Annotated in this window: 15 protein-coding genes; 11 read left to right on the top strand and 4 right to left on the bottom strand. The window is 68.5% G+C overall.

The window, feature by feature from the left end:
- Positions 1-106 precede the first annotated feature (106 nt).
- The 10 genes from QO011_RS23475 to paaZ all read left to right on the top strand — a co-directional run bounded on the left by QO011_RS23475 (position 107) and on the right by paaZ (position 9040).
- Positions 107-952 (top strand): DUF1932 domain-containing protein, encoded by an 846-nt coding sequence (locus QO011_RS23475; RefSeq protein WP_307277273.1) that lies wholly within the window; start codon positions 107-109, stop codon positions 950-952.
- A gap of 124 nt (positions 953-1076) precedes the next feature.
- Positions 1077-1982 (top strand): PaaX family transcriptional regulator C-terminal domain-containing protein, encoded by a 906-nt coding sequence (locus tag QO011_RS23470; RefSeq protein WP_370882001.1) that lies wholly within the window; start codon positions 1077-1079, stop codon positions 1980-1982.
- Positions 1983-2144: 162 nt separating this feature from the next.
- The gene (locus QO011_RS23465; protein ID WP_307277267.1) at positions 2145-2297 is read left to right on the top strand and encodes a hypothetical protein; all 153 of its coding nucleotides are present in this window, start codon (positions 2145-2147) and stop codon (positions 2295-2297) included.
- 25 nt (positions 2298-2322) lie between these two features.
- Entirely contained in the window at positions 2323-3327 is a 1005-nt protein-coding gene (gene paaA / locus QO011_RS23460) for a 1,2-phenylacetyl-CoA epoxidase subunit PaaA (RefSeq protein ID WP_307277264.1), read from the top strand.
- A gap of 25 nt (positions 3328-3352) precedes the next feature.
- Positions 3353-3637: a 1,2-phenylacetyl-CoA epoxidase subunit PaaB gene (gene paaB / locus QO011_RS23455; RefSeq protein WP_307277262.1), complete on the top strand. Its 285-nt coding sequence runs from the start codon at positions 3353-3355 to the stop codon at positions 3635-3637.
- Positions 3637-4419, top strand: a complete 783-nt coding sequence (gene paaC / locus QO011_RS23450) for a 1,2-phenylacetyl-CoA epoxidase subunit PaaC (protein ID WP_307277260.1) — start codon at positions 3637-3639, stop codon at positions 4417-4419. The genes paaB and paaC overlap by 1 nt, the downstream gene beginning before the upstream one ends.
- A 9-nt stretch (positions 4420-4428) precedes the next feature.
- Positions 4429-4953, top strand: a complete 525-nt coding sequence (gene paaD / locus QO011_RS23445) for a 1,2-phenylacetyl-CoA epoxidase subunit PaaD (protein ID WP_307277258.1) — start codon at positions 4429-4431, stop codon at positions 4951-4953.
- A 19-nt stretch (positions 4954-4972) separates the two neighbouring features.
- Complete coding sequence (paaE, locus tag QO011_RS23440) at positions 4973-6049, top strand: 1,2-phenylacetyl-CoA epoxidase subunit PaaE (RefSeq protein ID WP_307277256.1); 1077 nt, start codon at positions 4973-4975, stop codon at positions 6047-6049.
- Between the two features lie 37 nt (positions 6050-6086).
- Positions 6087-6842: a Phenylacetic acid catabolic protein gene (locus QO011_RS23435; protein WP_307277254.1), complete on the top strand. Its 756-nt coding sequence runs from the start codon at positions 6087-6089 to the stop codon at positions 6840-6842.
- A 116-nt stretch (positions 6843-6958) separates the two neighbouring features.
- Entirely contained in the window at positions 6959-9040 is a 2082-nt protein-coding gene (paaZ, locus tag QO011_RS23430; protein ID WP_307277251.1) for a phenylacetic acid degradation bifunctional protein PaaZ, read from the top strand.
- Positions 9041-9088: 48 nt separating this feature from the next.
- Here paaZ and QO011_RS23425 read toward each other — a convergent pair whose 3' ends face one another.
- The 4 genes from QO011_RS23425 to paaG form a co-directional block, all read right to left on the bottom strand.
- Positions 9089-9685 carry a TetR/AcrR family transcriptional regulator gene (locus tag QO011_RS23425; protein WP_307277392.1) on the bottom strand — a complete coding sequence of 199 codons (597 nt, stop codon included), beginning with the start codon at positions 9683-9685 and terminating at the stop codon, positions 9089-9091.
- Between the two features lie 105 nt (positions 9686-9790).
- Entirely contained in the window at positions 9791-11101 is a 1311-nt protein-coding gene (gene paaK / locus QO011_RS23420; RefSeq protein WP_307277248.1) for a phenylacetate--CoA ligase PaaK, read from the bottom strand.
- A 41-nt stretch (positions 11102-11142) separates the two neighbouring features.
- Positions 11143-11580 carry a hydroxyphenylacetyl-CoA thioesterase PaaI gene (gene paaI, locus QO011_RS23415; RefSeq protein ID WP_307277244.1) on the bottom strand — a complete coding sequence of 146 codons (438 nt, stop codon included), beginning with the start codon at positions 11578-11580 and terminating at the stop codon, positions 11143-11145.
- Entirely contained in the window at positions 11577-12365 is a 789-nt protein-coding gene (gene paaG, locus QO011_RS23410) for a 2-(1,2-epoxy-1,2-dihydrophenyl)acetyl-CoA isomerase PaaG (protein ID WP_307277241.1), read from the bottom strand. The genes paaI and paaG overlap by 4 nt, the downstream gene beginning before the upstream one ends.
- 331 nt (positions 12366-12696) lie before the next feature.
- Between paaG and QO011_RS23405 the strand changes: the two genes are divergently transcribed.
- On the top strand, positions 12697-14751 hold the full coding sequence (locus tag QO011_RS23405; protein ID WP_307277238.1) for a 3-hydroxyacyl-CoA dehydrogenase NAD-binding domain-containing protein: 2055 nt from the start codon (positions 12697-12699) through the stop codon (positions 14749-14751).
- Positions 14752-14957 lie beyond the last annotated feature (206 nt).

Here is a 14957-nt window from a genome sequence, read left to right as displayed (position 1 = left end):
CGACAGGCGGGCCGGCTCGGCCCATTGTCATCCGGACCTTTGCAGCGCGCGGTGCGGCGTCGGCGCCGGCTCGTGCGCCACGGCACGCAACCGAAGGAGGTCCGGGATGAGCAGGACCATCGCCGTCGTCGCAGCCGGCGCGATGGGCGCGGCCGTGGGCGCAAGGCTCGCGGCCCGCGGCGCCCGCGTCGTCACCTCGCTGGACGGCCGCAGCGAGGCCAGCATCGTCCGCGCCCGGGCCGCAGGCATGATCGGCGTCGGTGACGCGGAGCTCGCCGGGGCCGAGATCTTCCTCTCCATCGTGCCGCCCGACAAGGCGGTGGGCCTCGCCACGCGCATGGCCGCCGCCATCGCGGCGGCACGGACGAGACCGGTCTATGTCGACCTCAACGCCGTCAGCCCTGCGACTGCGCGCGAGGTCGGCGCCATCGTCGCCGCCGCGGGCGCAACCTTCGTCGACGGCGGCATCTTCGGTGCGCCGCCGCAGCGCGAGGGCAAGGGCCCGGCCTTCCACCTCTGCGGACCGGTCGGCGACTGCGCCGCGATCCTCGCCGGCCACGGGCTGGATGCGAAAGTGCTGGAGGGCGGCGTCGGCGCCGCCTCGGCGCTGAAGATGGCCTATGCCGGCATCACCAAGGGCCTGACCGCGCTCGGCGCCGGCATGATCCTCGCCGCCACCCGTCACGGCGTCGGCGGGGCGCTACTGGACGAGCTCGGCGCGAGCCAGCCCGAGCTGCTGGCGCGCCTGGCCAAGGGCATCCCGGACATGCTGCCCAAGGCCTATCGCTGGGTGCCGGAGATGCGCGAGATCGCCGCGACCATCGGCGAGGACCGGCCGGAAAGCGCGGTCTACACGGCGATGGCGGAGTTCTACGCCGCGGTGGCCGCCGATCACGCGGGCGAGGAACGCGAGACGGCCCTGCTGATGCGCTTCTTTGCGGGGCGAGGCTGACGCACCGCTCGGGGCGGGAGATGCCGACGCTGGACCCTCCTTCCCGTGATCGCGCTCGCTTGAACATCGCCGGCATCCCACTGTAAGGGATGCGGACGCGTTGCGAGGCTGGAGCAGGGCCAGGTTGTCGATCGAGAGCGACGAGCCCGGACATGGCCTGGGGGAGGCGGTCGAGCGGCTGCTGACCGGCCTGACGGTCAGGGCGGCGGGTTTCATCGTCACCATCTATGGCGATGTCGTCGAGCCGCGGGGCGGCGTGGTCTGGATCGGAAATCTCATCGAAACCTGCCGGAGCGTCGGGATCACCGAAACCTTGGTGCGGACGGCGGTGTCGCGGCTGGTCGCGGCAGGACGGCTTCGCGGCGAGCGCGACGGGCGCCGGAGCTACTACCGGCTGACTGCCGACGCCCAGACGGAATTTGCCGGGGCTGCCGCTCTTCTCTACGGGCCGGCACCGGCAGCGCGATGGCAATTCGTCCTGATCAACGGCCCCGCTCCGGACGAGATCATGCAGGGTCTGGAGCGGGACGGCTTTGCCAAGCTCGGCCCGCGTCTGGCGATGGGGACCCACCCCGCGACGCACCTGCCGGAACGCGTCGTCGTCTTCGACGCGACGCTCGCGACCCAAGGCGGCGCCCTGAAGGACTTCGTGGACGAGGCCTGGAACCTGCCGCGTTTCGCGGCGGCTTATGACGAGTTCCTGCATCGCTTTGGCGGGTTCTCGCAGCGGATCGGGGACGGCTCTTCTCTCTCGCCGTTGGCCTGCCTGGTTGCGCGGCTCCTTCTGGTGCATCAATACCGCCTGATCATGCTGCGGGAGCCGCAGCTTCCCAAGTCGGCCTTGCCCGCCGGCTGGCCGGGCGGAGAGGCGCGGCGGGTCTTCGCCGACCTCTATGTCAGGCTCTCCGAGAAGGCCGACGGCCATGTCGGCCGCCACTTCATCGATGGGGCGGGAAGATTGCCGGAACGGACACCGGCGGGCGCGAATCGGATCGAGCGCCTCGAGGCGCTGCGCGCCGACCCGATCTAGCAGGCTGTCGCGTGCCGCAGCGGCGGCAAGCCATGGCGTGTGCGCTTGAATGTCACAGAAATTCAGAAAAATTCCATTTATCCGTGACGTGTTTCGTGCTAATTGAGTGACTGGTCGGTCGGTTAATTGACGCCGAAGGCGTGCGCATCCGGGGAGGAAGGCATGAACCAGGCCCATGTCTGCGATGCGGCGGGAACGCCGATCAGCCCCTCGGCGGGCCTGCTGTCCCCATGCGCGGGGAAGATCGGGCGGGCGCCGTGCGCGGTGGGCATCGCTCTCGGCCAGGGCACCGCCATCATTCTCGGGCGCGTCTGAAGCGCGCAGCCAGGAGGCGAGGGTCATGTATGCACAGCTGGTGAAGACCGACGGCGCCCGCATCCGCTCCCTCGACGAGATGGATCCGCAGGAGCGCGCTTTCCAGGAGCGCATCGACGCCGGCCAGAAGATCGAGCCGAAGGAATGGATGCCGGAGAGCTACAGGAAGACGCTGGTGCGCCAGATCAGCCAGCACGCCCATTCCGAAATCGTCGGCCAGCTGCCGGAAGGCAACTGGATCACCCGGGCGCCGACGCTGGAGCGGAAAGCCATCCTGCTCGCCAAGGTGCAGGACGAGGCGGGCCACGGCCTCTACCTCTACTGCGCCGCCGAGACGCTCGGCGTCAGCCGCGACGAGATGTACGAGCAGCTCCATGCCGGCAAGGCCAAATATTCCTCCATCTTCAACTACCCGACGCTGACATGGGCCGATATCGGCGCAATCGGCTGGCTGGTCGACGGCGCGGCCATCATGAACCAGGTCCCGCTGCAGCGCTGTTCCTACGGCCCGTATGCCCGGGCCATGATCCGCATCTGCAAGGAAGAAAGCTTCCATCAGCGCCAGGGCTTCGACGTGCTGATGAAGATGGTGAGGGGCACGCCGGCGCAGAAGGCCATGGTGCAGGATGCGCTGAACCGCTGGTGGTGGCCCTCCCTGATGATGTTCGGCCCCTCCGACGAGGCTTCGGTGCATTCGGCCCAGTCGATGGCGTGGCGGATCAAGCAGAACTCCAACGACGAGCTGCGCCAGAAGTTCGTCGACCAGACGGTGCCTCAGGCCGAGTATCTCAGCCTCGCCATTCCCGACCCGGACCTCAAATGGAACGAGCAGAAGCGCGGCTATGACTTCGGCGAGCCGGACTGGGCGGAGTTCTTCAACGTGATCGCCGGCAACGGCCTCTGCAATGCGGAGCGCCTCGACGCGCGTCGAAAGGCCTGGGACGACGGCGCCTGGTTCCGCGACGGCCTGACGGCCTATGCGGACAAGGCCGCCGACCACGCTGCCGCTGCGCGAACCGCCACCGCATGAGGCCGAAGACACGGGAGGCGCCGACATGTCCAGCGAATGGCCGCTCTGGGAAGTCTTCATCCGGGGGCAGCACGGCCTCAACCATCGCCATGTCGGCAGCCTGCATGCGCCCGACGCCGAGATGGCGATCAACAATGCCCGCGACGTCTATACGCGCCGCAGCGAGGGCGTCAGCATCTGGGTGGTGAGGTCCCGCGACATCGCGGCGAGCGCTCCCTCGGAGAAGGGGCCGCTCTTCGAGCCGTCGAACGCCAAGATCTATCGCCACCCGACCTTTTTCGACATTCCCGACGACGTGGGGCACATGTGATGGCGACCGCGGCGCTCGAACCGGCGGTCGATCGGACCGCGCTCTTCGAATTCCTGCTGCGCATCGGCGACGCGACGCTGATCCTCGGCCATCGCGTCTCCGAATGGTGCGGTCATGCGCCGGCCCTGGAGGAGGATATCGCGCTCGCCAACACGGCCCTCGATCTGATCGGCCAGACGCAGCTCTGGCTCGGCCTTGCGGGCGAGGTGGAAGGCAGGGGCCGCTCGGCGGACGATCTTGCCTATCTGCGCGACGGTTTCGAGTTCCGCAACATCCTGCTGGTCGAGCGCCCGAACGGCGATTTCGGCAAGACGCTGATGCGCCAGTTCCTCTTCGATGTCTGGCATCACCTGCTGCTGAAGGCGCTGAAGAGCTCGACCGACCGGCGCGTCGCCGAGATTGCGGAAAAGGCCTTCAAGGAGGTTTCCTATCATCTCGACCGCAGCCGCGACCTCGTGGTGCGCCTCGGCGACGGCACGGCCGAAAGCCACCTGCGCATGCAGCGCGCGCTCGATGACCTCTGGCCCTTCACGGGCGAGATGTTCGTCGGCGATGCGGTCGACGCCCCCCTTGCGGAGGCCGGCGTCGTGCCGGAACCGCGGAGCCTCGCGGCGGAGTGGGACGAGATCGTGTCCGAGGGGCTCGCCGAAGCCACGCTGAAGAAGCCGGCGGACGGCCACATGCACAAGGGTGGCCGCCACGGCGTGCACACCGAGCATCTCGGCTACATCCTGGCCGAGCTGCAGTTCCTGCAGCGCGCCTATCCCGGCGCGGTCTGGTAGGGGTCGGGGATGGTCACGGCACCCCACCCCGCCGTCGAGGAGATCTGGCATTGGCTGTCGGCGGTGCCGGACCCGGAAATTCCGGTCCTGTCGCTCACCGACCTCGGCGTCATCCGCGATGTCGAATGGCAGGATGGGACGCTGGTGGTCACGGTGACGCCGACCTATTCGGGCTGTCCCGCCACCGCGGCCATCAGCCTCGATATCGAGCGGGCGCTCGCCGGCCGGGGCCTCGGCACGGTGCGGCTGCAACGCCGGCTCTCTCCCGCCTGGACGACGGACTGGATCAGCGCCGAAGGCCGCGAGAAGCTGCGCGCCTACGGCATCGCCCCGCCGATCGACGGCACGGCGGCCGAGGGCCGGCTTGCCGGACGCATCGACAGGCTCGCCGGCCGTTCGAGCCTCGTGATCGCCTGTCCGCGCTGCGGATCGCAGCGGACCGAGAGGATCAGCCAGTTCGGCTCGACGCCCTGCAAGGCGAGCTGTCGCTGCACCGACTGCCTGGAACCGTTCGACTATTTCAAATGCATCTGATGCACGGGAAGGGGCCCTCATGGCACGTTTTCATTCCCTGACCGTCACCGAAGTCCGCCGGGAGACGCGCGATGCGGTCGTCGTCACGCTGCTGCCCTCGCAGGAGGACCGGGCCGTCTTCGATTTCACGCAGGGCCAGTACCTGACCTTCCGGCGCCGGTTCGAGGACGAGGAGTTGCGCCGCTCCTACTCGATCTGCGCCGGCAGGGACGAGGGGGTGCTGAAGGTCGGCATCAAGCGCGTCGACGGCGGCTGCTTCTCCACCTGGGCCAACGAAAGCCTGAAGGTCGGCGACAGGCTGGAAGCCATGCCGCCGATGGGCGCGTTCTTCACGCCGCTCGAGCCGGAGGCCGCCAGGCACTATCTCGGCTTTGCCGGCGGCAGCGGCATCACGCCGGTGCTGTCCATCATCAAGACGGTGCTTGCGCGCGAGCCGCGATCCCGCTTCACGCTGGTCTATGCCAACCGGCAGATCAGCTCGATCATGTTCCGGGAGGAGCTGGAGGACCTCAAGAACCTCCATCTCGACCGGCTGTCCGTTCTGCATGTGCTGGAGAGCGAGGCGCAGGATATCGACCTCTTCACCGGTCGGATCGACGGCGAGAAATGCGCGGCGCTGTTCAAGAGCTGGATCGACCCCGGCTCCGTCGCGACCGCCTTCATCTGCGGGCCCGAGCCGATGATGCTGGCGATCGCCGCGGCCCTGCGCGACCACGGGCTGCGCGACGACCAGATCAAGTTCGAGCTCTTCGCGTCCTCGCAGCCCGGCCGGGCCCGCCGCAAGGTGGAGGCGGCGGCCGGCGCCGATCGGGGAGCGGCCTGCGAGGCGACCGTCACGCTCGACGGCGCGACGCGCATCTTCAAGTTCTCCAAGCACGGCCAGAGCCTGCTCGACGCCGCGCTCGAGAACGCGATGGACGCTCCCCACGCCTGCAAGGCCGGCGTCTGCTCCACCTGCCGGGCCAAGGTTCTGGAAGGAGACGTCGAGATGGAGGTCAACCACGCGCTGGAGGACTACGAGGTGCGCCAGGGCTACGTGCTGACCTGCCAGTGCTTCCCGCTCACCGACCGCATCGTCGTCAGCTACGACCAGTGAAGTCCGGCGGCATCCGGTCGAGCCGAAAGGGGACGTGATGTCCGATACGATGACCATCGAGGACTATGTCGCGCAAGGCGGCATTCTCTCGTCGCCGGCGAACGTGCCGCCGCGCTACCGGGGAGAGCTGCTTCGCCTGATGGCGAGCTTCGTCGACAGCGAGCTTGCCGGGTCGGCCGGCTTTGCCGGCACGATCAACGACGCGCCGGGCATCCAGGAGCGCATCACGGCGGCCCGCATCGTGCTGGAGAAGGCGGACCATGCCGGGCGCGTCCTGAAGATCATGGAGACCTTCGGCGCCGATGCCGGCCGCTATGCCGTGCACCATCCCTGGGCCGCGAGGCTCGCCCGCGACGCCGAGATCGGGGCGAGGCGCCAGGGCGGCGACATGCGCCTTTCCGTCTTCCACTATCCGCTCGAGGGCTGGGTCGATGCCGTGGTGATGAACGTGCTGATGGGGCTTGCGACCGTCATACAGCTGGACGAATTGTCCCGCGTCTCCTACCAGCCGCTGGCGGAGGTCTTCCGCGCCATCCTGCCGCGCGAGACGCGGCATGCCGAGTTCGGCGTCGCCGGCCTGGTTCGCGTCACCGGCGACGGCGGCGGCACGGCGAAGGCGAGAAGCTCGATCGCCTATTGGCATCCCCGCGTCGCCGCGACCTTCGGGCATTCCAACTCCCCCCGCTTCGAGGCGCAGGCGCGTTTCGGGCTGCGACACGCATCGAACGAGACGCTGCTCGCCAAATGGCAGGCGGTGGCGGATGCGCAGCTGATCGGGTTGGGACTGAACTAGAGCAAAGCGCGTTTGGGCGGAAACGCCGCTTTGCTCCAGCTCCTTGTTTCGACGCGTCTTTGCGATCCTTGGCGATTCCGCCAAATCGCAAAACGCTTTAGGAGGCGGACGAGACCATGACACCCCAGGCAAGGCAACCGCGTCGGCTCGAAAGCTATGTCTGCGGCACGTGGGCGTCCGGCGCCGGCGACGGCGTGCCCCTGCTCGACGCCTCGACCGGCGCAGCCGTCGCCTTCATCGATTCCGGCGGACTCGATTTCAAGGCGGCGCTCGCCCATGGTCGCGCCAAGGGGGGCGCCGCCTTGCGCCGCATGTCCTTCCACGAGCGAGCCGCCATGCTGAAGGCGCTCGGCCAGGCGCTTCTGGAGCGCAAGGAAGAGCTCTACGCGCTGTCGACGGCGACCGGCGCGACGCGGGCGGACAGCTGGATCGACATCGAAGGCGGTATCGGCACGCTGCTCTCCTACGCCTCCAGGGGCCGGCGCGAATTGCCGAACGCCCGTCTCCTGCTCGACGGCGACGTCGAGGCGCTTTCAAAGGACGGCAGCTTCTCCGCGCAGCACGTCCTGACCCCGCTGCAGGGCGTCGCCGTCCACATCAACGCCTTCAACTTCCCCTGCTGGGGCATGCTGGAGAAGCTGGCGCCGACATGGCTCGCCGGTGTCCCGGCGATCGTCAAGCCGGCGAGCCAGACGGCCTATCTCGCCGAACTGATGGTTCGCCACATCGTCGAGACCAAGCTGCTGCCGGACGGAGCCCTGCAACTGATCTGCGGCTCGGTCGGCGACCTGCTCGATCACGTGGAAGGCCAGGACGTCGTGACCTTCACCGGCTCGGCGGCGACCGGCCGGCGCCTCAAGATCCATCGGGCGATCGTCGAAAATTCCGTGCGCTTCACCATGGAGGCCGACAGCCTGAACGCCGCGGTGCTCGGCCTCGACGCCGGGCCCGGCACCCAGGAGTTCGACCTCTTCGTCAGGGAGGTCGCCCGTGAGATGACCGTCAAGGCCGGCCAGAGATGCACTGCGATCCGCCGGGTCATCGCGCCGCGCGCTTATATCCAGGCCCTGATCGAGGCCCTGCGCGAGCGCCTCGGCAAGACCCCGGTCGGCAATCCGGCGGACGAGGCGGTCCGCATGGGCCCGCTCGCCAGCCTGGCCCAGCGCGAGGACGTGCGCGCCGGCATCCGCAGCCTTGCCGCCGATGCCGAGATCGTCGCAGGCGATCCCGACAATCCCAGCGTCATATCCGGCGACGCCGGCGCCGGCGCCTTCCTCGATCCCGTGCTGCTCTACTGTGACAAGCCGGCTTCGGCGCGCGCCGTGCACGATGTCGAGGCCTTCGGCCCGGTGAGCACCGTCATGCCCTACGACAGCCTGGAAGAGGCCGTCGATCTGGCGCGGCGCGGCAAGGGCAGCCTCGTCGCCTCCGTCTTCACCAACGACCCGGCCTTCGCCGAGGAGGTGGTGCTGGGCCTGGCGCCGTTCCACGGCCGGGTGATGATCGGCAATCGCGTCAGCGCGAAGAGCTCGACCGGCCACGGGTCGCCTCTTCCGGGCCTGGTGCACGGCGGCCCCGGCCGCGCCGGTGGCGGCGAGGAGCTGGGCGGCCTGCGCGGCGTGAAGCACTATATGCAGCGCACCGCCGTGCAAGGGGCGCCGACGCTGCTCTGCGCCGTCACCGGCCGCTGGCTGCAGGGCGCGGAAGCGCGGGAAGGGGGCGAGCATCCGTTCCGCAAGTCGCTCGCCGAGCTCAGAATCGGCGACCAGCTCACGACCGCAAGGCGCGTGGTGACGCTCGAGGACATCGACCATTTCGCGCGTTTCACCGGCGATACCTTCTATGCGCATATGGACGAGGCGGCGGCCAAGGCGAACCCGTTCTTCGAGGGGCGTGTTGCCCACGGCTATCTCATCGTCTCCTTCGCCGCGGGCCTTTTCGTCGATCCGGCGCCGGGCCCGGTCCTCGCCAATTACGGGATCGACAATCTGCGGTTCCTCAAGCCGGTCAATCCCGGCGATGCGCTGCAGGTGCAGCTCACCTGCAAGGAGATCAATCCGTGGGCCAAGGCTGAGCATGGCGAGGTGCGCTGGGATTGCGAGGTGACCAACCAAGACGGCGAGACGGTCGCGCGCTATGACGTCCTCACCATCGTGGCCAAGGCCAGGGATCGAGCCGCTGCCCCGCCCGCGGCGTGAGGCGCGGCGAGGGCATTCGGCCGGCCCCTCATTCCGCAAGGGCGAGGCTCACCGGACGGCCTTGACGCCTTCGAGGAGCAGGGTCGTGGCGATGTCGGCATATTCGTCGCGCGAGATCGGCCCGTCGGCCCGAAACCACATGTAGACCCAGTTCATCATGCCGAAGAGCGACATCGTGACCGGCGTCAGCAGTGGCCGCTCGTCGTTCAGCCGAGGGTTGACCTCGATGATGACGCGGGAAAAGCGCTTCACGATCCGCCGCTCGATCGTCTTCAGCTCCGACAGCTGCTCTGCGGAAAGGGCGCTCGTGCCGTTGAGCTGCACCTTGTGCTCGTTGTCGGCTCCCCGATAGCTCTCCAGGATCGCGCGGACGAGACGGCGCAGCCGCTCCTGCGGGGCAGCCTCGGTCTCGTCGGCCGCGGCGATTGCGGTGTCGAGCTCGGTCAGGTGCGTGCGCACGATATCGAAGATGAGCGCATCCTTGCTCGGGTAGTAATGGTAGAGAAGGGCCTTCGACACATTGCTCCGGGAGGCGATCATCGACATCGATGCCTTCTCCATGCCCATTTCGGCAAACACAGCCGCAGCATTCGCCAGAATGCCGCGTTGTTTCTCTTCGAAATCGACTGCGCGGGTCCTTGCCATGGCGTCCTGCTCTGCCCATTGCCAGCGCGACAGGTCCGGTCGGTGGCCAATGTTGCGAAAGTATACGGCCGGTTCGATGGAGAGCCGGCCCACTATCCTGTCTACTCATTCCTTCGGGCGGTTGTCGACCACGCGTTTGGCCTTCCCTTCCGAGCGCGCAACGCCGCCGGGATTGTGCACGACGATCTTCGTCGAGACGCCGACGATGCTCTTGATGTGATGGGCGAGCTCCTTGGCGGATCCGGATCGGGACCCCTGGTCGGTCGAATTGAGCGTGCATTCGACATGCACCGTCATGTCGTCCATGCGGCCCGAGCGCGTCAGCTCGATCTGGAAATGCGGCGCGAGTCCCCGGCACTTCAGGATCTGCTCCTCGATCTGGGTCGGGAAGACATTGACGCCGCGCAGGATCATCATGTCGTCGGAGCGGCCGGTGATCTTCTCCATGCGCCGCATGGAGCGCGCGGTCCCCGGCAGAAGCCGTGTCAGGTCGCGCGTGCGGTAACGGATGATCGGCAGGCCCTGCTTGGTCAGGGTCGTGAAGACCAGCTCGCCGATCTCGCCGTCGGGAAGGACCTCGCCGGTTTCCGGGCTGACGATCTCGGGGTAGAAATGATCCTCCCAGACGTGCAGGCCGTCCTTGGTCTCGACGCATTCGCTGGCGACGCCCGGCCCCATGACCTCCGACAAGCCGTAGATGTCGACGGCATGCATGTCGAACGCGTGCTCGATCTCCTGGCGCATGGCGTTCGTCCACGGCTCTGCGCCGAAGATGCCGACGGCGAGCGAGCTTTCGCTGGGATCGACGCCCTGGCGGCGGAACTCGTCGAGGATCGACAGCATGTAGGAGGGCGTGACCATGATGATGCGCGGCTTGAAATCCTGCATCAGCGCGACCTGGCGTTCCGTCATGCCGCCGGAGATCGGCACGACCGTGCAGCCGAGCTTCTCGGCGCCATAGTGCGCGCCGAGGCCGCCGGTGAAGAGGCCGTAGCCATAGGCGACATGCACGATATCGCCCGCGCGGCCGCCCGAGGCGCGGATCGAGCGGGCGACGACGCTCGCCCAGGTGTCGACGTCCTCCCGGGTGTAGCCGACGACCGTCGGCTTGCCGGTGGTGCCCGACGAGGCGTGGATCCGGGCCAGCTTCTCGCGCGGCACGGCGAACATGCCGAAGGGATAGGTGTCGCGCAGGTCCTTCTTGGTGGTGAAGGGGAATTTGGCGAGGTCGGAAAGGCTCCTCAGGTCGGATGGGTGCGAGCCCGCCTCGTCGAAATGCCGTCGGTAGAACGGCGAGTTCTCATAGGCGTGGGTCAGCGACCACTGCATGCGTTTGAGCTGGACTGCCGATATCTCGTCGCGCGATGCCGTCTCGATCGTCTCCAGATCGCCCGGGCGCGGGGACAGGTCTTCCATGAATGTCTCCTCCGGTGGGATTCGGCGCGCGGGCGTCCGGCCTAATCCGGCAGGTGGCGTCCCTTGACGGTGCGCGAGTGGCCGCGAAATTCCGCGATGTGCTCGCCGTTCTGGTTGACGATGTTGACGTCGTAGATGCCTCCCCGACCGCGGCGCGACACTTCCCGTGCCGTCGCGGTCAGCACGTCGCCTTCGAATGCGGGGGCGATGAACGAGACGGAGCAATGCTGGGCCACCGTCCGCTGATCGTAGCTGTTGCAGGCAAATGCGAAGGCGGAGTCCGCGACCGAGAAGATGTAGCCGCCATGGCACGTCCGATGACCGTTCAGCATGCCCGCCGTGACGGTCATCGTCACCGTCGCCGTGCCCGGCCCGACGGATCGAAGCGCCATGTTCAGCGACTGGGACGCGTTGTCCTCGGCCCACATCGAGCGGGCACAGGCCTCCGCGAGCGCTTGCGGTGAGAGATCGGCGCTCATCGGCCTTTGAACGCCGGCTCGCGCTTCTCGATGAAGGCGGTGACGCCTTCGGCATAATCGGCGCTGCGGCCGGCCTCCCGCTGCAGGTCGCGTTCGAGATCGAGCTGCCGGTCGAACGAGTTGGCGGCCGCCGCCTGGATGGCCCGCTTCGTCAGGCCATAGCCCTTGGTGGGGCCGGCGGCGAGCCGGGTCGCAAGGGCAGCGGCCTCGTCCATCAGCGTGTCGTCGTCGACCGCGCGCCAGATCAAGCCCCAGTCGGCGGCGGTTTCCGCGTCGAGGGATTGCGCCGTCAATGCCAGGGCCTTGGCGCGGGCCTCGCCGATGAGGCGGGGCAGGCTCCAGGTGCCGCCGGAATCGGGCACGAGCCCGATCCTGGCGAAGGACTGGATGAAGCGGGCGGAGCGGGCGGCGAGGGTGATGTCGCAGGCGAAGGCGAGGTTGGCCCCCGCGCCGGCCGCCACGCCGTTGACGGCGCAGACCACGGGCTTTTCGAGGCTGCGGATGAGGCGCAGCAGCGGATTGTAGAAGGTCTCGATCGTGTGGCCGAGATCCGGCGTGCCCTTGCGGGGATCGCGGTCGCCGAGGTCCTGGCCCGCGCAGAAGCCGCGGCCGGCACCGGTCAGCAGCACCGCACGAAGATCGGTGTCCTCACGTGCACGCTCGAAGCCGGCCCGGAGGGCGAGATGCATCCCTTCGTTGAAGGCGTTGAGCTTGTCGGGGCGGTTGAGCGTCAGGCGCAGGACGCCATCGGTGGCTTCGGCGATGACGGTATCGGTCTGGGACACGCTTCCTCCGGGGTCGCGGGCATCGACGGAGAAATCCGTTGCATAAACCGGCCGGCCGGTCAATTATGTTTTGGATCGAAGTCGGCGGCCAGCCGTGCCGCCTTCGTCGCCAATCGCTTCGCACGGCGATATGGCGTCGCCCCCTGAACGCATGAGAGGTCCGGCGCATGGATCGTGCTCGTCCCGGCCGAGATGCCCGGATGCACCGAGCCGCGACAGCAGCGGCTGCCGCGCGGCGGTTTCCGTCCTCGACCATCGCCCCCGCGGATCTCCGGCTTCGGCGGCGCAGTCTCTGGGTCGAAGCCGATCTCCTCGCCGGGAAGGCCAGACCATGACGATGTCCATCACGAGGACGGGATCGGTCGCCGTCGTCTCGATCGACAATCCGCCGGTCAACGCGCTTTCCCAGCAGCTTCGCGCGGATCTGCTCGAGGCGGTGAGGCAGCTCGACGCGGACGATGCCGTGAAGGCCGTCGTTCTCGTCTGCGCGGGTCGCACCTTCATGGCCGGTGCGGATGTCGGGGAGCTCGGCAGGCCACCCCAGCCGCCGCATCTGCCGGCCGTGGTTGCGGGCATCGAGGGGGCGCGAAAGCCCTGGGTCGCGGCGATCCACGGCAGCGCGCTCGGCGGCGGCCTGGAAGTGGCGCTCGGCTGCGCCTATCGCGTCGCCGCTGCCTCCGCCAGCCTCGGCCTGCCGGAAGTGAAGCTCGGCATCATCCCCGGTGCCGGCGGCACCGTCCGCCTGCCGCGCCTGGTCGGCCCCGCAGCCGCCGTCGATCTGGTGACGAGCGGCAGCCCCGTCGGCGCGGCGAGGGCGCGAGAGCTCGGCCTTGTCGACGCCGTCATCGACGGCGACCTGCGCACGGGCGCGATCGCCCTCGCGCGCGACATCGCCGACAAGCCTGCGCCGCAGCCGATCTCCAGCCGCCCGGTGCCGGCGGTGGAAGCCGGCTTCTGGGAACGCGCGGAACAGGCTGTGGCCGCAAGGGCGAGACAGGAACTCGCGCCTCTCCGGGCTCTCGCGTCCCTCCGCAACGCGAGCATGACGGATTTCGCGGGCGCGATGGCCTATGAGCGCGCGACCTTTCTCGAGCTCCGCGATTCCGCGCAGGCCGCCGCCCTTCGCCATGTCTTCTTCGCCGAGCGCGCGGCGCCCCGCCCGCCCGAGCTCGCCGGCGTGACGCCGCGCGACATCCGGTCTGCCGCCGTCGTCGGCGGCGGCACGATGGGAGCGGGCATTGCCGCCGCGCTCCGGGATGCCAGCCTGCCGGTCGTTCTCGTCGAGCGTGATGCGGAGGCGGTCGAGCGTGGCCTCGCCGGCATCCGCGCGATCTTCGAGGCTTCCGTGAAGCGCGGTCGCATGACGGCGGAGATGGCGGCCGAGCGCATGGCCGGGATCGTCGGCAGCGAAGATTACGGCCGGCTCGCCGAGACGGACCTGGTCGTCGAGGCGGTCTTCGAGGATATGGCCGTCAAGCGCGCCGTGTTCGGCAGGCTCTCGGACGCGTGCCGGCCCGATGCGGTGCTCGCCACCAACACGTCCTATCTCGATCCGAACCGGATTGGCGACGGGCTGGCGCGGCCGGAACGGTTCCTCGGCCTGCATTTCTTCAGCCCTGCCCACGTGATGAAGCTCCTGGAGATCGTGCCGGCGGACGCGACGGAGCCGCAGGTTCTGGCGACCGGCTTCGCGCTCGCCCGCCTGCTCGGAAAAATCCCGGTCCGCGCCGGCATCTGCGAAGGCTTCATCGGCAACCGCATCCTGAAGGCGACGCGCGCGCAGGCCGAACGGCTGCTGCTTGCCGGCGCGACGCCATCGGCCGTCGATGCGGCGATGCGCGCCTTCGGCCTGCCGATGGGCCCCTTGGAGGCGCAGGATCTCGGCGGCCTCGATATCGCGGCCTTCCAGCGCAAGGCCGCCCGGGCGCGGGGGGAAGCCCCCTTCGCGCCGATCGCCGACAGGCTCTGCGCGGCCGGCCGATTGGGCCAGAAGGCGGGGGGAGGGTGGTACGACTACGCGGACGGGGACCGGAGGCCATCGCCCTCTGACAGGGTGGCGGAGATCATCGCGAACGAGGCATCCGGGAGGGATCGGCTCCACTGGGACGAGCGCTCCATCGCGGATGCCATCGTGCTTCCCATGGTGAGCGAGGGAGCTGCCATCCTCGATGAGAAGATCGCGCTGCGCTCCGCCGACATCGATCTCGTGCAGATTCACGGCTACGGCTTTCCGAGATGGCGAGGCGGTCTCATGCACCACGCGCTCGTCCGTGGCCTGCGGGACGTCGTGGACGGGCTCGAGCGCCTTTCCTCGCAAGGTCTAGCGGCGCCGCCCTCGCGCGCGCTGATCCGCGCAGCCGCGGCGGGGGCGTTCGACGATCCGTGAGCCGCGTCGCGGCGAGGCGGGCCGCTCGAGCCGGGCGGACCGGGACGGCCTCCCGTGCGGGTGGCGGCGATGCGCGAGATCGCGATGCTGGAGGACTTCTTCCCCGGCCGCCATCAAGACGTCGTTCATCATCATTTCGGGCCGTCGCGACATGTCCCGAGGAGCCAAGGCTTTTTCATCGCCTTTCAACACGTGCGGGCCTATCG

The organism is Labrys wisconsinensis, assembly GCF_030814995.1.
Lineage (GTDB): Bacteria > Pseudomonadota > Alphaproteobacteria > Rhizobiales > Labraceae > Labrys > Labrys wisconsinensis.
This window is presented reverse-complemented; position numbering and strand designations above follow the sequence as displayed.